General features: G+C 70.6%; 20 protein-coding genes and 1 pseudogene. 12 read left to right on the top strand and 9 right to left on the bottom strand.

All coding sequences use genetic code 11. The annotated features are described in order from the left end of the window. Positions 1–26 precede the first annotated feature (26 nt). From ACF08M_RS19135 to ACF08M_RS19125, 3 genes are all read left to right on the top strand, one after another. Positions 27–521, top strand: coding sequence for a sigma factor-like helix-turn-helix DNA-binding protein (locus tag ACF08M_RS19135; protein ID WP_392186553.1), 495 nt, complete (start codon positions 27–29; stop codon positions 519–521). Between the two features lie 44 nt (positions 522–565). After that, positions 566–775 (top strand): hypothetical protein, encoded by a 210-nt coding sequence (locus ACF08M_RS19130; protein ID WP_392186552.1) that lies wholly within the window; start codon positions 566–568, stop codon positions 773–775. Positions 776–852: 77 nt separating this feature from the next. Beyond that, the gene (locus ACF08M_RS19125) at positions 853–1,044 is read left to right on the top strand and encodes a DUF1059 domain-containing protein (protein ID WP_392186418.1); all 192 of its coding nucleotides are present in this window, start codon (positions 853–855) and stop codon (positions 1,042–1,044) included. A 107-nt stretch (positions 1,045–1,151) separates the two neighbouring features. Here ACF08M_RS19125 and ACF08M_RS19120 read toward each other — a convergent pair whose 3' ends face one another. Further along, entirely contained in the window at positions 1,152–2,297 is a 1,146-nt protein-coding gene (locus ACF08M_RS19120) for a cystathionine gamma-synthase (RefSeq protein WP_392186417.1), read from the bottom strand. 68 nt (positions 2,298–2,365) lie between these two features. Here ACF08M_RS19120 and ACF08M_RS19115 point away from each other — a divergent pair, with 68 nt between their 5' ends. From ACF08M_RS19115 to msrA, 3 genes are all read left to right on the top strand, one after another. Then, positions 2,366–3,469 (top strand): hypothetical protein, encoded by a 1,104-nt coding sequence (locus ACF08M_RS19115; RefSeq protein ID WP_392186416.1) that lies wholly within the window; start codon positions 2,366–2,368, stop codon positions 3,467–3,469. 58 nt (positions 3,470–3,527) lie between these two features. Then, positions 3,528–3,662, top strand: a complete 135-nt coding sequence (locus ACF08M_RS19110) for a hypothetical protein (RefSeq protein ID WP_392186415.1) — start codon at positions 3,528–3,530, stop codon at positions 3,660–3,662. 90 nt (positions 3,663–3,752) lie between these two features. Then, the gene (gene msrA, locus ACF08M_RS19105; protein ID WP_392186414.1) at positions 3,753–4,418 is read left to right on the top strand and encodes a peptide-methionine (S)-S-oxide reductase MsrA; all 666 of its coding nucleotides are present in this window, start codon (positions 3,753–3,755) and stop codon (positions 4,416–4,418) included. 643 nt (positions 4,419–5,061) lie between these two features. On the opposite strand, the gene ACF08M_RS19100 is transcribed toward msrA, so the two are convergent. From ACF08M_RS19100 to ACF08M_RS19090, 3 genes are read right to left on the bottom strand one after another with little or no spacing between them, the layout of a single operon-like run. After that, a complete protein-coding gene (locus tag ACF08M_RS19100) occupies positions 5,062–5,475 on the bottom strand; it encodes an arsenate reductase ArsC (RefSeq protein WP_392186413.1) in 414 nt (137 codons plus the stop codon). Continuing rightward, positions 5,468–6,565, bottom strand: coding sequence for an ACR3 family arsenite efflux transporter (arsB, locus tag ACF08M_RS19095; RefSeq protein ID WP_392186551.1), 1,098 nt, complete (start codon positions 6,563–6,565; stop codon positions 5,468–5,470). The genes ACF08M_RS19100 and arsB overlap by 8 nt, the downstream gene beginning before the upstream one ends. 20 nt (positions 6,566–6,585) lie before the next feature. Continuing rightward, positions 6,586–6,987 (bottom strand): ArsR/SmtB family transcription factor, encoded by a 402-nt coding sequence (locus ACF08M_RS19090; protein ID WP_392186412.1) that lies wholly within the window; start codon positions 6,985–6,987, stop codon positions 6,586–6,588. An 80-nt stretch (positions 6,988–7,067) separates the two neighbouring features. Here ACF08M_RS19090 and ACF08M_RS19085 point away from each other — a divergent pair, with 80 nt between their 5' ends. After that, on the top strand, positions 7,068–7,547 hold the full coding sequence (locus ACF08M_RS19085) for an ArsI/CadI family heavy metal resistance metalloenzyme (protein ID WP_392186411.1): 480 nt from the start codon (positions 7,068–7,070) through the stop codon (positions 7,545–7,547). Positions 7,548–7,671: 124 nt separating this feature from the next. Continuing rightward, positions 7,672–7,962: a methyltransferase domain-containing protein gene (locus ACF08M_RS19080; protein ID WP_392186410.1), complete on the top strand. Its 291-nt coding sequence runs from the start codon at positions 7,672–7,674 to the stop codon at positions 7,960–7,962. Positions 7,963–8,149: 187 nt separating this feature from the next. Here the strand turns inward: ACF08M_RS19080 and ACF08M_RS19075 are convergent. Beyond that, positions 8,150–9,214, bottom strand: a pseudogene (locus tag ACF08M_RS19075) (cation diffusion facilitator family transporter); the annotation flags it as partial. A 136-nt stretch (positions 9,215–9,350) separates the two neighbouring features. Beyond that, complete coding sequence (locus ACF08M_RS19070) at positions 9,351–10,001, bottom strand: DUF4232 domain-containing protein (RefSeq protein ID WP_392186409.1); 651 nt, start codon at positions 9,999–10,001, stop codon at positions 9,351–9,353. A 500-nt stretch (positions 10,002–10,501) separates the two neighbouring features. On the opposite strand from ACF08M_RS19070, the gene ACF08M_RS19065 reads away from it, so the two are divergent. From ACF08M_RS19065 to ACF08M_RS19055, 3 genes are all read left to right on the top strand, one after another. After that, positions 10,502–11,296: an integrase gene (locus tag ACF08M_RS19065; RefSeq protein ID WP_392186408.1), complete on the top strand. Its 795-nt coding sequence runs from the start codon at positions 10,502–10,504 to the stop codon at positions 11,294–11,296. A gap of 291 nt (positions 11,297–11,587) precedes the next feature. After that, on the top strand, positions 11,588–11,989 hold the full coding sequence (locus ACF08M_RS19060) for a hypothetical protein (RefSeq protein ID WP_392186407.1): 402 nt from the start codon (positions 11,588–11,590) through the stop codon (positions 11,987–11,989). A 389-nt stretch (positions 11,990–12,378) separates the two neighbouring features. Continuing rightward, on the top strand, positions 12,379–13,008 hold the full coding sequence (locus tag ACF08M_RS19055) for a DUF4232 domain-containing protein (protein WP_392186406.1): 630 nt from the start codon (positions 12,379–12,381) through the stop codon (positions 13,006–13,008). Between the two features lie 231 nt (positions 13,009–13,239). Here ACF08M_RS19055 and ACF08M_RS19050 read toward each other — a convergent pair whose 3' ends face one another. From ACF08M_RS19050 to ACF08M_RS19040, 3 genes are all read right to left on the bottom strand, one after another. After that, on the bottom strand, positions 13,240–14,544 hold the full coding sequence (locus ACF08M_RS19050; protein ID WP_392186405.1) for an MFS transporter: 1,305 nt from the start codon (positions 14,542–14,544) through the stop codon (positions 13,240–13,242). 256 nt (positions 14,545–14,800) lie between these two features. Next, positions 14,801–16,138, bottom strand: a complete 1,338-nt coding sequence (gdhA, locus tag ACF08M_RS19045; protein WP_392186404.1) for an NADP-specific glutamate dehydrogenase — start codon at positions 16,136–16,138, stop codon at positions 14,801–14,803. 233 nt (positions 16,139–16,371) lie between these two features. Next, positions 16,372–16,542, bottom strand: coding sequence for a hypothetical protein (locus tag ACF08M_RS19040; protein WP_392186403.1), 171 nt, complete (start codon positions 16,540–16,542; stop codon positions 16,372–16,374). Positions 16,543–16,698: 156 nt separating this feature from the next. Between ACF08M_RS19040 and ACF08M_RS19035 the strand changes: the two genes are divergently transcribed. After that, positions 16,699–18,348: a hypothetical protein gene (locus tag ACF08M_RS19035; RefSeq protein WP_392186402.1), complete on the top strand. Its 1,650-nt coding sequence runs from the start codon at positions 16,699–16,701 to the stop codon at positions 18,346–18,348. Positions 18,349–18,462: the final 114 nt, after the last annotated feature.

Here is an 18,462-nt window from a genome sequence, read left to right as displayed (position 1 = left end):
CCCCCGCAACGGCTCGGATGAGCAGTGTGCGAGAGCGCCAGGCGGGCCGGGAGCGGCGCCGCGCCCAGGAATTCGAGACCTTCGTCGCGGGCGCGGCCAGCCGACTGCTGCACACGGCCACGCTGCTCACCGCCGAGCCCCTGCGGCCGCCCGGGGCGAACCCCCGGGCCCAGCGGATGCTCACGGCCGCGCTGGCCCGCACATACGCGCAGTGGGAACGGCTGCGCGGCGAGGACCCGTACGACCGCACCCGGCGGGAGCTGGCCATCGGGTTCGCCCATGAGGTGTGGCGGCACAGACGGCCACGCGGCGGGCCGCTGGACCGGCTCACCCCGCAGGAGCGCCTGGTGCTCGTACTGCGGCTGTACGAGGGCGTCGCGGAGGAGCAGGCCGCGGCGCTGCTGGGGCTTCCGGTGGAGCGGGTCCGGGCGATCTGCAACCGTTCGGTGGCCACGATGCGCGGCACCCGCGGGCCCACGGCGCGGTGGGGGCCGCAACGGCCGCTGGGGGCCACGCCGTGAGCCGCCGCGGAGGTGGCGGCAGCCGGGAGGACGAGGTCCGGCGCATGCTGGACGGTCCCCATCCGCAGGTGCCCGCCGATCTGGCGCAGCGGGCGGCCGAGCACGGCGGCCGGCTGCTGCGCAGGCGGCGTTTCGCCCGTCGGCTGGTGCTGCTCGCGGCGTTCGCCGCGGTGGTCGCGTTCATGGTGTGGGCGGTGACGACGCAGCCGTGGCAGGTGCCGCCCAGTGAGACGACGCCGCCGGACAGCTGGTGAGGTCCGGTTCGGGGCGAGCCGTCGCACCGGCGAATATCCTGGAAGGGGCGCCGCGGGAACCGGCCGAGGAGGCTGCGATGACCAGGAAAGTCGCCGACTGCCGCACGTATCCGAGCGTCACGAACTGCTCGCTCACCATCTCGGGCGAGGAAGAGGAAGTCGTACGGGCCGCGGCGGAACACGCGGTCTCCGTCCATGAACACACCGACGGCCCGGAACTGCGCGAACAGATCCGGGCGTCGCTGGACGACGAGAAGGCCGGCACCTGACGGCCCCGGGCGCGGAGGCCGGCGGGCGGGCCTCGGTGACCGGGCCGCCCGCCTTCGTCGTGCCCCGGCCGCGCACGAGCACCGGCCGAGGACCTGCGTCGGAGGCGTCAGCCGAGGGCCTGCGTCAGATCGGCCATCAGGTCGTCGGCGGACTCGATGCCGACGGAGATCCGGACGAGGTCGGCCGGCACCTCCAGCGGGGAGCCGGCCGCCGAGGCGTGCGTCATGCGGCCCGGGTGCTCCACCAGGGACTCGACGCCGCCCAGCGACTCGCCCAGGGTGAACAGCTTCGCCCGGTTGCAGACGTGGACGGCCGCGTCCTCGCCGCCCACGACCCGGAAGGACACCATTCCGCCGAAGGCCTTCATCTGCTTGGCGGCGACCTCGTGCCCCGGGTGCTCGGGCAGCCCCGGGTAGAGGACCTGGGTGACCTTGGGGTGCCGGGTCAGCAGATCGGCGATCTTGGTGGCGTTCTCGCAGTGCCGGTCCATGCGGACCGCGAGGGTCTTGATGCCGCGCAGCACCAGCCAGGCGTCGAACGGCCCGGCGACCGCACCCATCGCGTTCTGGTGGTACGCCAACTCCTCGGCCAGTTCCGGGTCGTTGACGATCAGTGCACCGCCGACGACGTCCGAGTGGCCGCCCATGTACTTCGTGGTGGAGTGCACCACCACATCGGCCCCCAGGGCGAGCGGCTGCTGGAGGTAGGGGCTGGCGAAGGTGTTGTCGACGACCAGTCGCACACCTGCCGCGCGGGCCACACCGGCGATCGCGGCGATGTCGGTGATACCGAGCAGCGGGTTGGACGGGGTCTCCACCCAGATCGCCTTGGTGCGCGGGGTGATCGCCGCCCGCACCGCCGCCACGTCCGAGGTATTGGCGACGGAGAACTCCACGCCCCACCGCGAGACGACCTTCGCGAACAGCCGGAACGTGCCGCCGTAGGCGTCGTTCGGGATGACCACGTGGTCGCCCGGAGCGAGCAGAGTACGGAGCAGGCAGTCCTCGGCCGCGAGGCCGGACGCGAAGGCGAGGCCGCGACGGCCGCCCTCCAGGGCCGCGAGGTTGTCCTCCAGGGCGGTACGGGTCGGGTTGGCGCTGCGGCTGTACTCGTAGCCGCCGCGCAGCCCGCCCACGCCGTCCTGCTTGTACGTGGACACCTGATAGATGGGCGGAACAACGGCGCCGGTGAGGGGATCGGCGGTATTTCCGGCGTGGATGGCGAGAGTCTCGAAGCTGTGCTGGTCGCTCATGGGGCCCGAGCGTAGTTCGTCACGAGGGCGCTCACCGGGCTTCAGGGCCGTCCGGTGACAATGGGGGCATGGAGATTCTCTGGTTCCTGCTCGCGCTCTGCATGCTCGCCGCGGTCATCGGCCCCTTCGTGCTGCGTCGCCGCGGCGGAATCCGTCAGGTCGCACCCGGTTCGCCGGACGCCGCCGATCCGGACACCTACGGCTTCGTACGCCAGGAGGAACTGGACGTCCGGCTGCCGGGCCCGGACCAGGATCTGCTCGATGTGCTCGATGTCGTGCAGCGCAGCCAGGACTGGCGGGCGGCCTCGCAGCTGCTGGCCGGTACGCCGAAGGAGGGCGAGGTGCGGTGGCAGCGGGTGCAGGCGTTCGCGGGTGCCGCCTCGCTGGAGCTGGCGCAGCAGCCCGGTGCCGGTGGTGCGTGGCTGCGGATGTGGCGCGCCGAGGCGCCGAAGGACGCGGGCGGTGCGGCGGTGCACGCCGAGTTCCTGGTGCAGCAGGCGTGGCGTTCGTCGACCGCGGGGACGGACGACTTCCGGATCATCCTGGAGGAGGCCCGTACGGTCTGCGGCGAGGCGGCACTGCTGGCGCCGGGCGACCCCGTCCCGTACCTCGTCGAACTGGCCGTCGGCCGCGGACTCGGGTATTCCCACGAGGAGTTCGACCAGCTCTGGGCGAAGATCATCGACCGGGCCCCGGCCCACATGGGCGCGCACATCGCCGCGCTGCACTACTGGTGCGAGAAGTGGCACGGCTCCCGCGAGGAGGCCGACCGCTTCGCCACCACGGCGGCCGCCCGTGCCCCGCAGGGCTCGTTGCTGGCCGCGCTGCCGCTCTTCGCGGTGTACGAGCACCTTCCCGAGGTCAATCTCGTGCAGGGCTTCTACCGGAGCGCGGTGGTGACCAAGGCGGTCGAGGGCGCCCTGTTCGCGGTGCACGCGGCCCGTGCGGACGATCCGATGCTCGCCCATGTCCGGCACCTGCTGGTCCTCTTCCTCGTCCGGATGGAGCGCTGGTCGGAGGCGATGAACCAGCTCGTCCACATCGACGGCCACGTGGGGGCCCTGCCGTGGACCCAGAACTCCGACCCGGCCGCCGAGTACACGGTCTACCGGGCGCTGGCGGTCGCCGGCTACGAGGCGAACGGCGGCAGCCCGGCGACGCTGCCGCGGTAGCCGCCGGGCACCTGCCGCCGGGGTACTGCCCGGCGGCCGTCCGGTGACACGGGCGGCGGTGGGGCAGTTCCGGGCGATCGACGGCCACTTCGATGCCGGTGCCCCGTGGTCGTACTTCAGGGATCCGAAGAAGTACTGCGTCCACTGCCGCGGCTACAGCGCCCGGCGGGTCGTGGAGGCGAACGGCAACTGACCCTCGCGTACACGGTGCGGGCGCCGGAATCTCCGGCGCCCGCACCGCGTTGTACGGACCGTAAACCCCAGCCCCTGGAGGAGCCCCCGCATGTTCCTGCACCGCCGTACCCCCCAGCTCCCCACCCCTGAGGAGGCCCTGAAGGGCCGCCCCACCCCCGAATTCACCGTCCCGTCCCGCCACACGGTCCTCGGCAACCCGCTGCTGGGCCCGTACCCGGAGGGTCTGGAGATCGCGGACTTCGCGCTGGGCTGCTTCTGGGGCGCCGAGCGCAAGTTCTGGCAGACGGACGGCGTCTGGACGACGCTCGTCGGATACCAGGGCGGCTACACCGAGAACCCCGCGTACGAAGAGGTCTGCTCGGGCCTGACCGGCCACACGGAAGCGGTCCGGGTCGTCTTCGACCCGAAGACCGTCTCGTACCCCGAGCTGCTGAAGCTGTTCTGGGAGTCCCACGACCCGACCCAGGGCTTCCGCCAGGGCAATGACGTGGGCACGCAGTACCGCTCGGCGATCTACACCCACTCCCCCGAGCAGGCGGCGGCCGTGACGGCCTCCCGCGAGGCGTACCAGAAGGTCCTCACCGGCTCCGGCTACGGCGAGATCACCACGGAGATCCTCCCGGCGCAGGGCCGCACGTTCTGGCCCGCGGAGGCGTACCACCAGCAGTACCTGGACAAGAACCCGGCGGGCTACTGCGGGATCGGCGGCACCGGCGTTGCATGCCCCGTGGGGATCGCTCCGGCTGGGGAGTGACAGACCAACCGGGGCCCGGTGAGTGCCCGCCTGCCTGCTTTTGGCCGGCGGGCACGCCTACACCCGCGCGTTACAGCGCACCCAGCCCTCTCTTGCTGACACAGCCGCCGGGACGACGCTCAGCGGGTACCACGTGCCGCCTTCACGTCAGCGATGAACGCTGACCAACTGCGGGCTGGGGTGAGCACCCGAGGAATCAATGCGCCTGCCGCGTCGACTGCAAAGCAACACCGCAACCGCCCATCCGAAGCGCCACACCCATCACAGGTGTTCACCTGCTGGCGGCAGTTGAAGCCTGGTCAGGTGGTGTTCGAACGGGTCAAAGAGATGCCCTGCATGGTAATCCAGGCCCGGGGCGCCCATGCCGTCGTCGTGCGGCCGGGCGGGCAGCCGTGGGAGGTGCTACTACGGCGGCTCTCACCGGGCACTGAGTACCACTGCCGACAGCTCGATGCCCTGGCAAGGCATGTCTCCTACTAGCGGCGCGGCGAAGAACGCCCGCGCTGAATCAGCTGCTGGCCGTTCGAGAGGCGGCTGGCTGAACTGCTCGGCGGAGCGGCCTGGGCAGACCTCGCGGCACGGATTCCGCTGCCTGCCCGGGACGCCTGTCCGCTGGACGACAGCGGCGATTGCCAAGCGGAGGTCAGGTGCGCTCGGGCAGGAGTTCGGCGAGCAAGCCGCGGATGCGCTGCTCGATCTGGTCGCGGATCGGTTGTACGGCGTCGAGGCCCTGCCCGGCCGGATCTTCCAGCTTCCAGTCGAGGTACTTCTTGCCGGGGAAGACGGGGCAGGTGTCGCCGCAGCCCATGGTGATCACCACGTCGGACGCCCGCACGGCTTCGACGGTCAGGACCTTCGGCGTCTCGGCGGACATGTCGATGCCGACCTCCGCCATCGCCTGAACGGCCGCCGGGTTCACAACGTCGGCCGGTGCGGACCCGGCGGAGCGAACCTCGACCCGGCCCTCGGAGAGGTGCGTGAGGAAGGCGGCGGCCATCTGCGAGCGGCCGGCGTTGTGGACGCACACGAACAGCACGGACGGCTTGATCTCAGACACGGGCGGAGCCTTCCGGAGAGGCAGCCGGTGTGGCCGCCGGGGTGGGCTGAGGGAAGAAGCGGCGGGCGGCCAGGGCGACGTAGACCAGGCCGATGAGGACGGGCACCTCGATGAGGGGCCCGACGACTCCGGCGAGGGCCTGGCCGGAGGTGGCTCCGAAGGTGGCGATGGCGACCGCGATGGCCAGCTCGAAGTTGTTGCCCGCAGCAGTGAACGCCAGCGTCGTGGCTTTCGGGTAGTCGAGTCCGACCGCGCGCCCGACGACCATGGACCCGGCCCACATCACGGCGAAGTACACCAGCAGCGGCAACGCGATCCGTACGACGTCGAGCGGCTGGGAGGTGATGGCGTCGCCCTGGAGGGCGAACAGCACCACGATGGTGAACAGCAGCCCGTACAGGGCGAACGGCCCGATGCGGGGGATCAGTTTCGTCTCGTACCAGGTGCGTCCCTTGGCCTTCTCGCCCAGGCGGCGGGTGAGGAACCCGGCCAGCAGCGGGATGCCGAGGAAGATCAGCACGCTGCGGGCGATCTCCCATACGGACACGTCGAGCGCAGTCTGTTCCAGACCGAGCCAGCCGGGGAGTACGGAGAGGTAGAACCAGCCGAGCAGGCTGAACGCGATCACCTGGAACACGGAGTTCAGGGCGACGAGGACAGCGGCGGCTTCGCGGTCGCCGCAGGCGAGGTCGTTCCAGATGATGACCATGGCGATGCAGCGGGCGAGGCCGACGATGATCAGGCCGGTGCGGTACTCGGGTAGGTCCGGCAGGAAGAGCCAAGCCAGGGCGAACATCAGGGCCGGGCCGACGACCCAGTTCAGGGCCAGGGACGGGATCAGCAGGCGCCGGTCGCGAGTGATGGTGTCCAGGCGGTCGTAGCGGACCTTGGCGAGCACCGGGTACATCATCACGAGCAGGCCGAGCGCGATCGGCAGCGAGACGCCGGTGACGGTGACCTTCGCGAGCGCGCTCCCCAGGCCGGGCACGAGGCGACCCAGGCCGAGGCCAGCGGCCATCGCGATGAGAATCCACACGGCGAGGAAGCGGTCCAGAAAGGACAGCCGCCCGGCGACCGGCCCTGCGGGCACCGTGGTGGTGGACTCGGCGCTCACGAGGCGGCCCCGGCCGGCGCGGTCTCTGCCAAGGACTGCCCGGTGGGCCGGGTGAGGATCGCCGCGAGGCGGTCGGTCATCTGTGGCAGCAGCCGGTAGTACACCCAGGTACCGCGCCGCTCGGAGTCGATGAGCCCGGCCTGCTTCAGCAGTTTCAGGTGGTGGGAGATCGTCGGCTGCGACAGGTCAAAGGCGGGGGTGAGGTCGCAGACACAGACCTCCCCGCCCGCGCGGGAGGCGATCATCGACAGCAGCCGCAGCCGCACCGGGTCGCCCAGGGCCTTGAACACCCTTGCCAGCGTCTCGGCCTGGCCTTCGTCCAGTGGAGCGGTCAGCAGGGCGGGGCAGCATCCTTCGACGCCGTCCTGGCCGAGCGCCACAAGCTCTTGTTTCGACATGCTTCTATGTTGACGTTTCTCGATCCAAGGCGCAAGGTTGCATCGACAGGCATCAATGCAACTGATTCGGGGAGACCGCCGTGTCCCGTGCCCAGCTCGCGCTCAACGTCGCCGACCTCGAAGCGTCGGTCACCTTCTACTCCAAGCTCTTCGGCGTCCAGCCCGCCAAGCGGCGCCCCGGCTACGCGAACTTCACGATCACCGCACCGCCGCTCAAGCTCGTCCTCATCGAGGGCGAGCCGGGACAGGAAACCCGCCTGGACCACCTCGGCGTCGAGGTGGAGACCACCGACGAGGTCACCGCCGCCACCACCCGCCTCAAGGACGCCGGGCTCGCGACCTTCGAGGAGAACGACACCTCCTGCTGCTACGCCCTCCAAGACAAGGTCTGGGTCCACGGCCCCGGCAAGGAGCCGTGGGAGATCTACGTCGTCAAGGCAGACGCCGACCAGCTGGGCAAGAGCCCTGCCCTCGAAAGCGATGTCTGCTGCACCAGCCAGAGCGGGACCGCCGAGACCGTGACGTCCAAGCCAGCGGCGGGATGCGCCTGCGGCAACTGAGCTGCCCTGCCGGCAGCCGTCCCGGCGTTACGCGTCATACCGGGGCGGCTGCGTTGACTCCCTGCATGCCGACCATGCCCAAATCGGGGATCGGGCGCACGGTCGGCCCACGTCATCGGCAACGATGCCGAGTCTCGTGGTGCGCATGCTTCGGCATGGACGGCTGGGGGACGGGCTTTCGGTCCTGGATTTGGGGACCGGGAGTGGTGGACTCACCGCTTATGTGGCTCGGCGCATCGGGGATCAGCACGTGACCAGCTTGGAATTGGACCCCCATCTCACCCGTGCGGCTGGTGAACGGCTGGCCCAGCTCGGGATCTCCCCCACTTCGTCATTGCCGACGCGACGGAGCACGCGCCTGGGTCGTTCGACCGGATCGCGCCCACGGTCGGCCTGCCCACTGGTGCGGGACTGAGGCCGATTCTCGGCGCGCTGGCGCCTGGTGATCGCATCGCGACGGCACTCGGGCGGACTACTGCGGGATCGGCGGGACGGGCGTCTCCTGCCCGATCGGGGTGGCACCGGCCGAGGGTCGTCGTCACATCGTCGAGGGTGGCATCAGACACTCCCGCATCCTTGCCGGCTCGGGGCGTGTGGCCCGGTCGTATGTGGTTGTGGTGGTGGAGGGCGGCGTGCGGGTCGTTGCCGCCCGTGGGTGTGTGGTCGGTGTGCACGGTGGCTGCGGTGAGGCGGGGGACGGCGTGGATCAGAGCGTGTTCGGCCTCGACAGCCAGCCGGTGGGCGGCGACGACGGTCAGATGAGGGTCGATGACGATGTCGGCCTCGGCGCGCAGCACGTGGCCGATCCAGCGCATGCGCACCTGGCCGACCCCGCGTACGCCCTCCACGGAAGCCAGGGCCGCTTCGGCGTTCTCCACCAGGGCCGGGTCGACGGAGTCCATCAGGCGACGGCAGACCTCCCGGGCAGCGTCCTTGAGGACCAAGAGGATGACGGCGGTGATGAGCAGGCCGATGACGGGGTCGGCGTAGCGCCAGCCCAGGGCTGCCCCTGCTGCGCCGAAGAGGACGGCCAGGGATGTGAAGCCGTCGGTGCGGGCGTGCAGACCGTCGGCGACCAAGGCGGCCGAGCCGATGCGGCGGCCGGTACGGATGCGGTAGCGGGCCACCCACTCGTTGCCGACGAACCCGGCGAGTGCGGCCGCGGAGACCGCCCACAGGTGGGTGATGTCGCGGGGGTTGAGCAGCCGGTCGATCGCTGCCCATGCCGCCAAGGCCGCGGAGGCCGCGATGGTGATGACGATGAAAATACCGGCCAGGTCCTCGGCACGACCGTAGCCATAGGTGTAGCGACGGTTGGCCGTCCGTCGGCCCAGGACGAACGCGATGCCCAGCGGCACCGCGGTCAGCGCGTCGGCGGCGTTGTGGATCGTGTCGCCCAGCAACGCCACCGATCCCGACAGGGCGACGATCATGGCCTGGACCACCGTCGTGACGCCCAGGACGGCGAGGGAGGTCCACAGCGTGCGCATTCCCTCTCGCGAGGTCTCCATCGCCGCGTCGACCTTGTCAGCGGCCTCATGGCTGTGCGGCTTGACCAGATGGGCCAGTTGGTGCCGCGACCGGGCCAGGCGGGAGCCGCCGTGGTGGTGTCCTTTGTTGCCGTGATCGTGGTGGTCAGGTATGCAGCTGCGCCCTTTCCCTTCCATGGGCCCACGGTGACACACGATTCCCGATGCGGCTATCACCGTCATACCTGCTCTGATCAGCTGCAACGCCGTCGCAAGTACCGTTCCTAGCCAGTGTGCATGAGTGGGTCCTGGACCCAGGCCGCGCGCACCGCCCTTACTTGGTCGTGTGCGTGGGGTAGACCTCGACGTCGGTGTAGGCGCCCTTGATGTCCCCCGCACCCGCGGGCCACTTCAGGCTCACGGTGTGGGTCTCGTTCGGGGGCGTCACCAGGATGTTGGTCGGGGACGCGAGGCTGTTGCCGCTGTTGTCGATGTCGTAGGCGAGGTTGAAGACAGCGGCGTCGCCGGGCTTCAGGATGGTGATACGCGGCTGGGCGTGGCCGCGCTCGATGGGGTTCGAGGTGTTGTCGGCGTCCTTGATGTCGACGCCCGCGAAGCCCGTCGCCGAGCAGGTGGTCGAACCCCGGTTGATCATGGTGATGTCGATCCTGCCGGAGTCCTTGTCGGGCGCGGCGTCCCTGGCGTCGATAGCCAGGTCCTTCGTCTTGCAGAACGCGACCTTGCCGCCGGTCTTCGTTCCGACCGCGGCTGCCTTTGCCTCAATGTCCTTACCGGAGCCCGACTTCGCGTTGCCGGCCTCCGAGCCGCCCTCCGACTTCGAGCCGCCGTCCGAGGACGAAGAAGACGAGGACGAGGAGCCCTTGGAGGACGAGTCCTTCCCGGAGCCATCGCTGCCACAGGCGGTGAGCGAGAGGGTGGCGGCGACGCCGATGGCGGCGAGAGCAGTGATGCGGGTGTACTTCACGGTGTTCCCCCAGAAGTAGGGCGGTGCATGCGGTCGGAAATATTTGTATCTCGCGCTGAGTCACAGGCGGTCCTCCGCGACGTCCTCGTTCTGTCACAGGCGTATTGACCTCACGGCCGGCCGCGGCATCTCGTCCGGGTGTGTACGGGGCCGCTGCGCGCCGGCGCGGAGCGGAAGCTTCGGGCTACGCCGCCCAGTCCGGCCCGAGCGCAGGGTGTCCCAGACGGCGGGGTCACGCGTCCAGGTGCCGATGTCGCACCCGTGGACGGTCACGGCCATCGGTGAGGCCCCACTCCTCGGAGAGCAGCAGTCCGGCGGCGGAGTGGATACTTGGAGGTGGCACCCCGACCTCCCGCCACGAGATCGAGGGCGCCACTGCGAGCCCGCCTCGGTCCAGACGGCACAGGCCCCACCAGCTGCCATCGCCGAGGCCTTTCCCGTGAGGCCGGCTCAGGGTGGCGCTTCCCTGCGCCACCGGCCACGTGGAAGAGGAGCCAGGCTTGCGGGTGACGTTGACGAGTTCCGCGGCGCGGACCGATCGCGCGAACGAGGACTTCACCGGCGCCCTGCCGACGGCAGCGGTGCTGATCGACGGTGCCGGCATCCCCGGCACCGCGTCGATCTGCCGGCACGGTGTGGCCTGGTACGCCGGCCGTCTGGGAGGCAGCCTCCTCGGTCTCCTGTCACTCGTGCGCGATCGCAGCCTCTCGGAGCTGCTCGCCGAGGCCATCGAGCAGGTGACGGACGATCACCGGGACACCTGCGATGTCGCCGCGCCCATCAGCCCGTCGGCGGCCGTAGCCCTCCTGCGCCTTTCCGACGGCCTCGTCGAGTACCTGGTGCTCGGTGACTCGTTCCTCGTGCTCGACCGAGCGGATGACGCGCCGCTCGTCGTCTCCGATCCCCGGGAGGTGCTCATCAGCCGCCCGTACGCGTCCATGCTCGAAGCCGCTGCCGAGGGGAGCGACGCGTACCACCGGATCCTCCGGGAGCTGCGCGCCAACCGGAACCGGCCGGGCGGGTTCTGGGTGGCCAAGGACGACCCGCGAGCGGCGGACGAAGCGATCACCGGAAGCTGTCCGCTCTCCGAGCTGACCGGCGCCGTTCTGCTCAGCAACGGAGCCGGCCGCATCGTGGACCGGTTCCGGCTCGCCGACTGGCCGACGGTCATCGCTCTCCTGGCATCGAGCGGACCCGCCGAGATCATCCGCCGCGTCCGGCAGGCGGAGGCCCGCCACGCGGTGGCGGCGGACGACGCGACGATCGCATACTGCACCGGCCTCGGCGAGACCTGACCGTGACTGACGGGCGGGTGAGTGCCCGGTTGCCCGTAGCCCGGTGGATGCCCGCCTGCCCGCTTCGGGCAGGCGGGCACCTTCCTGCTGACCAGGACGGTGTTCCGGGGCCGCCCCAGTCGATGTCGCCACCCTTGGGGCGTGCCTGCGTAACGGCTGCTTGACCGGGGTCAGGCTTCAGGGTGATGCGAAGCCCCATCCCTGGGTCATCACTCCTGGCACCTGTTTGACTGCGCACGGTCGCGAGGGCTTGTCCGTGAGCCCTCGGGCATGTCCCAGAGGAGAACGTGCATGTTCAAGAGCAGGAGTACCCGCTCTCTCGCCCTCGGTGCCGTGGGCGTATCCGTTGTGGCGGCCACTGCCGGGGTGGCTGTTGCCGTGGCCGACAACGTCAAGGCCCCGTACGCACAGGCGGGCGCAACGGTCGAACCCGACGGCAAGGTGCGGCGCGCCAAGGGGATTGAAAATGTCCAGCACCTGGGCCCCGGCGAGTACTGCGTGACCTTCCGTGACAGCGACCTCTCTCCGGGGAACGTTCTGCCCAGCGTCTCATCGCTCAGCCGCGGCAAGATCGTGTCCTACTCCTGGAGCACCGCCGGCAGCTGCGACTCGGCCAAGCGGCAGGCGAGGGTCTGGGCGACGGACACCGACAACAAGCTTTCCGACTCCTGGTTCTCCATCGTCATCAACTGAGTCTCGTGAGCGCGATCCGGTCGGTCGGCGGACGGCTGCCCGACCGGTGCCATAGGTCACGGTGGCGGTGCGCTTCGCCCGGCGGGCATGCCACCGGTTGTGGTCAAGATCCGCCGGGTTACGGGTCTGTCCCAGTGGGCGGCGGCCGCGAACAGGTGCGCAACGGTGGCGGGAACCGCCGGATCGGCCGGCCTATGGCGTGCCCCGGCGGGGTGTTCGCGGTGGTGGTGTGCATTGTGCCCGGCTGTGCGTGTAACAGGGATGTATTAGGGGGTGGTTGGGTGGAACGGTTGGCCGGTCCGGGCGGCTCCTGGTGATCAGAAACGCTCGCCCGTACCGACTCCTGCCGAGCGGTCCGCACTCCCCCCACCGATATTGAGGAAGAAACGATGCGCGTTCGCAAGCTCACCTTCGCCGCCCTGGCCGTTGCCGCGGGTCTCTCGCTCACGGCCTGCCAGAACGACGATGACGCCATGGCGCAGAACGACCCGCCGGCCGCGTCCGCCGGGTCCTCCTCGGGCGGTGGGAAGGACTCTGCCGGGAAGGGCTCCGGCGGGCAGGGCACGGCCGCCGGGACCGGCTCCGGCGAGAACGGCAAGATCGGCAAGTGCCGCACCGACGACCTGGACATCTCCGCGACGGACAGCACCATCGACGGCGACACCGAGGGCACCGTCGCGGTGCAGCTGAAGAACGGCGGCGGCCGGGACTGCGTGCTCTCCGGGTACGCGGGCGTCGACCTGAAGACCAGCGCGGGATCGCTGTCCGCGGAGCGTACCGGTGAGAAGAGCACCCCGATGACCCTCAAGGACGGGAAGTCGGTGTACTTCGGCGTCACCTACCCGATCAACAAGTCGGGCGGCTCCGGCGTCCGCGTCACGGCCCTGGTGGTGACCCCGCCCGACGAGACGAAGTCGTTCTCCGTCGAATGGCCCGGCGCCGCCACGCTGCCCGCCACGGACGGCTCCGGCTCCCCGGTGAAGGTCGGCCCGATGGGCAGCGCCGGCCAGGGCGACTGACCCGCACACCCCAGGGCGCTCAGGCCGCACCGCACCGCTGACCGAGCACCCACCGGCGCAAAACGCCCTCGGAGCCAGGGGCGAAGCGCGGGTGACGGCCGATTCCGTGAATGCCGTGAATGCTGCGAATGCCGTGAACGCCGTGATCCGTCAAGTCGAGCTGGAGGAAGGCGACTTGGTGGCATTCGCCGGCACCGGGGCAGGCGGTGGGCCTTGGGTGAGGCTCCGGCCTCAGACGGGATCGCTGATCTTCCGGTCTCCGGTGAGTTCGTTCCGGGGCGCGTTCTCGCGGCGCGGGAGCAGCAGCGGGGTGGCCAGGAGGAGGACCCCGGCGGCGGCGATCGCGGTGCGGGGGCCGGTGACGGCGGCCAGCAGACCCCACAGGGCGGTCATGGCCGCGATGGCGGCGCTGCTGCTGATCGACCAGGCGGACAGGGTGCGGGCGACCCGTTGGGGGTCGGTCCGGTCGAGCCGGTAGGTGGCCAGCACCGGGTTGAACAGGCCGCAGCAGGTCACCAGGCCGAACTGGACGGCGATGATGAGCACGATCCCCGGGACACCGGGCTGGACGAATGCCAGTCCGACGGGCCAGCACGCACGCAGCGCCCCGGCGATGAGCATCACCCCGTGCTGCCCGAATCGCACCGCGAGTGGGTGCGCGAGGCGTGAGCCGACGAGGCCGCCCACACAGGGGGCCGCGAACACGAGACCGTACTGCCAGGGTGCGAACCCGAGGTCGCCCAGCAGGAGTACGGCGAGCAGCGGCTGTGAGGCCATGATCAGGCCGTTGACCACGATCGCGTTGAAGAGCAGCGGACGCAGTGTGGGGTGGGCGAGGATGTAGCGCCAGCCTTCGAGCAGATCGCCTGCTCGCAGCCGTGGTGCACCGGTTCGCTCGGGGCGCGGTTCCGTCCCGCCGATGGCGCGGATGCCCAGCGCCGAGAGCAGGTAGCTGACGGCATCGGCCACCACGGTCGCCATCGGGCCGAACAGCCCGATCGCGGCCCCGCCGAGCGGTGGTCCGACCATGGTCGAGGTCCACGAGGTGGATTCGAACCGGCCGTTCGCGACGAGCAGGTCCTGCGGCGGTACGAGCGCCTTCAGATACGCACCGCTCGCCGCCCTGAAGGCGATGTCGGCCGCGGCGACGACGACGGAGACGACGAGGAGCTGGGCAAAGCTGAGCAGGCCGAGCGCGAACGCGGCGGGGACGCTCATCAGCGCCGCGAACCGGGTCAGGTCCATCGCCATCATGACCCGCCGCTTGCGCCGGAACTCCACCCAGGGACCGAGCGGCACCGCGACCAGGGCTCCCACGGCCCGCCCAGCGGCAGCCAGCACCGCCACCTGGGTCGGCCCGCAGTGCAGCACGAGGACCGCGATCAGGGGAAACGCGCCGAACCCGAATCCCGTGCCGTACGCGCTGACCGCGTACGCCGCCCACAACCAGCCGAATCGCCGCCCCAGCGCCCGCCTGCCCGTCCTACCCGCCACGTCTCTCCCCGATCCGAACCACCGCACGTCGGCCACCGGCATCAAAGCGAGTGAGTGAAGGAGAGTTCAAACAACCGAGCAGCGGGCAAGCACAACCATTCGTTGTGCGAATGCCGTGCGCGGCGTGGATGTGGAAGCCTGGTGTTCTTCGCGGTGGTGGTCGTGAACACGGGTCCGGCGGAGACCTTCCGGCGCCGCGCGCCGCGCGCCGCGCGGTGCCGTGGGGGCCGCCCGACACGGCTTCGGCCCGGTCGTACGAGGCGGCCGGGCCGAAACCGTCACTGAACGGACGGGCGGGTCAGATCAGCCCCTGTGCCAGCATCGCGTCCGCGACCAGCTCGAAGCCGGCGATGTTGGCGCCGACCACGTAGTTGCCGGGGCTGCCGTAGCGCTCGGCGGTGCTGTGGCAGGAGTCGTGGATGTGGCGCATGATCTCCGCGAGACGCTCCTCGGTGTGGGTGAACGTCCAGGAGTCGCGTGAGGCGTTCTGCTGCATCTCCAGGGCGCTGGTGGCCACGCCGCCCGCGTTGGCCGCCTTTCCGGGGGCGAAGGCGACGCCCGCCTCCTGGAAGACGCGTACGGCCTCCGGTGTGGTGGGCATGTTGGCTCCCTCGGCCACTGCCTTCACTCCGTTGCGCACGAGCGCCAGGGCGTCGGTCTCGCCCAGTTCGTTCTGGGTGGCGCAGGGCAGGGCCACGTCGCAGGGGACGTTCCAGAGGCCGGTGCCGGGGACGAACGTGGCATGTTCGCCGCGGCGCTCCGCGTACTCGGAGACCCGGCCGCGGCCGGCCTCCTTGATCTCCTTGAGCAGGGCGAGGTCGATGCCCTTCTCGTCGACGACGTAGCCGTCGGAATCGGAGCAGGTCACCACGGTCGCGCCGAGCTGCTGGGCCTTCTCGATCGCGTAGATCGCGACATTGCCCGAGCCCGAGACGGCGATGCGCTGCCCGTCGAGGGACTCGCCCCGGCTGCGGAGCATCTCGGCGGTGAAGAGCACACAGCCGTATCCGGTCGCCTCGGTGCGTGCCTGGGCGCCGCCCCAGCCCAGGCCCTTTCCGGTGAGGACTCCGGACTCGTAGCGGTTGGTGATGCGCTTGTACTGGCCGAAGAGGTATCCGATCTCGCGGCCGCCGACGCCGATGTCGCCCGCGGGAACATCGGTGTACTCGCCGAGGTGGCGGTGGAGCTCGGTCATGAACGACTGGCAGAACCGCATGATCTCGGCGTCGGAGCGGCCCTTCGGGTCGAAGTCGGCGCCTCCCTTGCCACCGCCGATGGGCATGCCGGTGAGCGCGTTCTTGAAGATCTGCTCGAAGCCGAGGAACTTCACGATGCCGAGGTTGACCGAGGGGTGGAAGCGCAGCCCGCCCTTGTACGGCCCGAGCGAGCTGCTGAACTCGACCCGGAAGCCGCGGTTCACGTGGATGTCGCCGGAGTCGTCGGACCACGGCACGCGGAAGATGAGCTGGCGCTCGGGTTCGCAGACGCGCTCGATGATCCGGGCGTCCACGAACTCCGGTCGCTTTTCGAGGACCGGGCCGAGGGTCTCCAGGACCTCCCGTACCGCCTGGTGGAACTCCTTCTCACCCTGGTTGCGGCGGAGAATCTCCGCGTACAGCGGCTCGATGACACTCATGTGGTCAAGACCTTCCGTGGGTCGGGATCGCGCGCGAAGGTGCCCCCGTCCCGGGGGCACCAGCGGTCCCCCTCGCCATTGAGGGCGTCGCCCGGACATCGCGCGCTCTGCGCTCACGAAAGCGACGTACAGAACCGTTGTGGCAGCACGATTGTCCCAGTGGTCCCTGATCTCCGTCCACGGTGTCCCCATCGTGGACGTCCCCGCCCCGGACGCCCCCTCCCGGACCCGGTCTACGGCTGCGCGGTACGGCGCCGCATCCACAGCCCCGCTCCGGACGCGAGGACCACCACGCCGGAGACGACGCTCAGGGCGATGTGCAGGCCGTTGTCCTCCGTGAGGAAGTTCAGGGAGACGTTCGCGGCGAGCGCCGCGCAGAGCACGATCCAGAGCAGGGCCTTCATGGGGATCCTTCGTGGCTGGGCCGATGTCGACGGTGTTCCGTGACGTCTCCATCCTCCCGGCCCGTATCCGCCGCCACGAGGGACCGGTCTCCCGGGTCCGTGGTGGAGCCAGCTCCACCATCGTGCGGTTCTCACCGTCCCATTAGGGTTTGCGGGATGGAGACCACCGAGGGAACGGCGACGCACGAGCGGCGGAGCGAACGGCCCGGTGCCGGTCCGCGCCCGGCGGTCACAGAGGCCGCGCGGTGGTGGGTTCCGGGTGTCGCCGTGCTGGTCGTCGTGCCGTTGTACGTGCTGTGGGCGCTGGTGCTGGCCACCGGCGGCGGTGATCTGGCGGCGCAGTTCGCCTGGGCCGGTTTCGCGTCGCGCCACCCCGGGTCCGCGTACAACCTCTCCTGGTACGGAGGGACGCACACCGCCAATTACAGCCTGCTGACGCCGCCGCTCATGGCGGTGTTCGGGGTGCGGGCCGTCACCGTCGCCGCCGGGCTCGGCGGGTCGTGGGCGCTGGGGCGGCTCTGTGTGCGGGCAGGGGTGCGGTGGCCGGTCGCGGTCGCGGTGCTGGGGTCGCTGGTGCTCTGGTGCAATGTCGCGTCCGGGCGGACGACGTTCGCGCTGGGCGTGGCGATCGGGCTGGTCGCGCTGTTGTACGTGCGACACCGTACGGCCGTCGCCGCGGGCTGTGCGGCGCTGGCGACGGCGGCGAGTCCGGTGGCGGGGCTGTTCCTGGTGGTGGTGGGTGCGGCGTACGGGCTCGACCGGCAGTGGCGGCGGGCGGCCGTGCTGCTCGTGCCGCCGTTCGTGGTGGTCGCGACGACGACTGTGCTGTTCCCTTTCACGGGCGAACAGCCGATGGCCGTGGGGAAGTTGTGGATGCCGCTGGCCGCCTGCGCGGCCGTATGGCTCGGGGCGCCGCGCGAGGGCGGCTGGCGGGTGGTCCGGTTCGCGAGTGCGGTGTACGGGGTCGGTGTCGTCCTGACCTTCCTGATCCCCTCGCCCATCGGGACGAACGTGGAGCGGCTGGTGGGGGTGGCGGGCCCGCCCGTGCTGCTCGCGGCGGCACTGGCCGTCCTGGCGGGGCGGCCACGGGGCGGCCGGCTGCCGCGGGTGCGGGCCGCCCTGCTCGTCGGGATGCTCGCGTTCAACACCGGCTGGCTGATCAACAAGACCGATGACGATCTGCGGGTCTCCCACACGGTGCCCGGCTGGGCGGCCCACACCGACGGTGTGGTCGCCGAGCTGCGCCGGCTGGGTGCCGACCGGACCCGGGTGGAGGTCGTTCCGGCCCGCAATCACCGGGAGGCGGACGTCCTCGCCCCCTACGTGAACATGGCCCGCGGCTGGAACCGGCAGCTCGACGTGGAGCGCGGGCGGCTGTTCTACGGGGAGGGGCCGACCCCGGCCGCGTACCGCGCCTGGCTGGACCGGTGGGGCGTGGGCCTCGTGGTGCTGCACAACGGCAGGCCGGACGGCCCGGCGGAGGCGGAGGCGGAGATCGTCCGGCGCGGGACGGACTGGCTGGAACCGGTGTGGCAGGACGCCGGGTGGCGGATCTACCGGGTGCGCGACGCCGTTCCGCTGGTCTCGGCACCGGGCACCGTCGTACGCGGCGACGACGCCTCCATGGTGGTACGGATGCCCGCGGCCGGATCGGTGACGGTACGGATCGCGTACTCGCCCTGGCTGCGGGCCGACGGCGGCGGTTGCCTGCGGCAGGACGGCGAGTGGACGCGGCTCACGGTGCCGCGGGGCGGCGAGTACCGGCTGGACTCGCGGTACCGGCTGTGGCCGTTCGGGGGCTGCTGAGAGCCTGTCGGGTGACCTTCGATCGGGTAGCGGACGCGGTCTGGTGCGTGCGATTCCAAGGCGCCGGGATGTCCTGGGATGGGGTCTCCCCTGCTCGAACGAAGCCGAGAGCTT

This window comes from Streptomyces sp. NPDC015032 (genome assembly GCF_043080425.1).
Taxonomy (GTDB): domain Bacteria; phylum Actinomycetota; class Actinomycetes; order Streptomycetales; family Streptomycetaceae; genus Streptomyces.
Note: the sequence above shows the minus strand (reverse complement) of the source record. Positions and strands in the feature narration are given on the sequence as shown.

Coding starts and splice junctions, on each gene's coding strand:
- ACF08M_RS19130 (WP_392186552.1), top strand. CDS start 566: ATGCTGGACGGTCCCCATCCGCAGGTGCCCGCCGATCTGGCGCAGCGG.
- ACF08M_RS19125 (WP_392186418.1), top strand. CDS start 853: ATGACCAGGAAAGTCGCCGACTGCCGCACGTATCCGAGCGTCACGAAC.
- ACF08M_RS19120 (WP_392186417.1), bottom strand. CDS start 2,297: ATGAGCGACCAGCACAGCTTCGAGACTCTCGCCATCCACGCCGGAAAT.
- ACF08M_RS19115 (WP_392186416.1), top strand. CDS start 2,366: ATGGAGATTCTCTGGTTCCTGCTCGCGCTCTGCATGCTCGCCGCGGTC.
- msrA (WP_392186414.1), top strand. CDS start 3,753: ATGTTCCTGCACCGCCGTACCCCCCAGCTCCCCACCCCTGAGGAGGCC.
- ACF08M_RS19090 (WP_392186412.1), bottom strand. CDS start 6,987: ATGTCGAAACAAGAGCTTGTGGCGCTCGGCCAGGACGGCGTCGAAGGA.
- ACF08M_RS19080 (WP_392186410.1), top strand. CDS start 7,672: ATGCCGAGTCTCGTGGTGCGCATGCTTCGGCATGGACGGCTGGGGGAC.
- ACF08M_RS19060 (WP_392186407.1), top strand. CDS start 11,588: ATGTTCAAGAGCAGGAGTACCCGCTCTCTCGCCCTCGGTGCCGTGGGC.
- ACF08M_RS19055 (WP_392186406.1), top strand. CDS start 12,379: ATGCGCGTTCGCAAGCTCACCTTCGCCGCCCTGGCCGTTGCCGCGGGT.
- ACF08M_RS19050 (WP_392186405.1), bottom strand. CDS start 14,544: ATGCCGGTGGCCGACGTGCGGTGGTTCGGATCGGGGAGAGACGTGGCG.
- gdhA (WP_392186404.1), bottom strand. CDS start 16,138: ATGAGTGTCATCGAGCCGCTGTACGCGGAGATTCTCCGCCGCAACCAG.
- ACF08M_RS19040 (WP_392186403.1), bottom strand. CDS start 16,542: ATGAAGGCCCTGCTCTGGATCGTGCTCTGCGCGGCGCTCGCCGCGAAC.
- ACF08M_RS19035 (WP_392186402.1), top strand. CDS start 16,699: ATGGAGACCACCGAGGGAACGGCGACGCACGAGCGGCGGAGCGAACGG.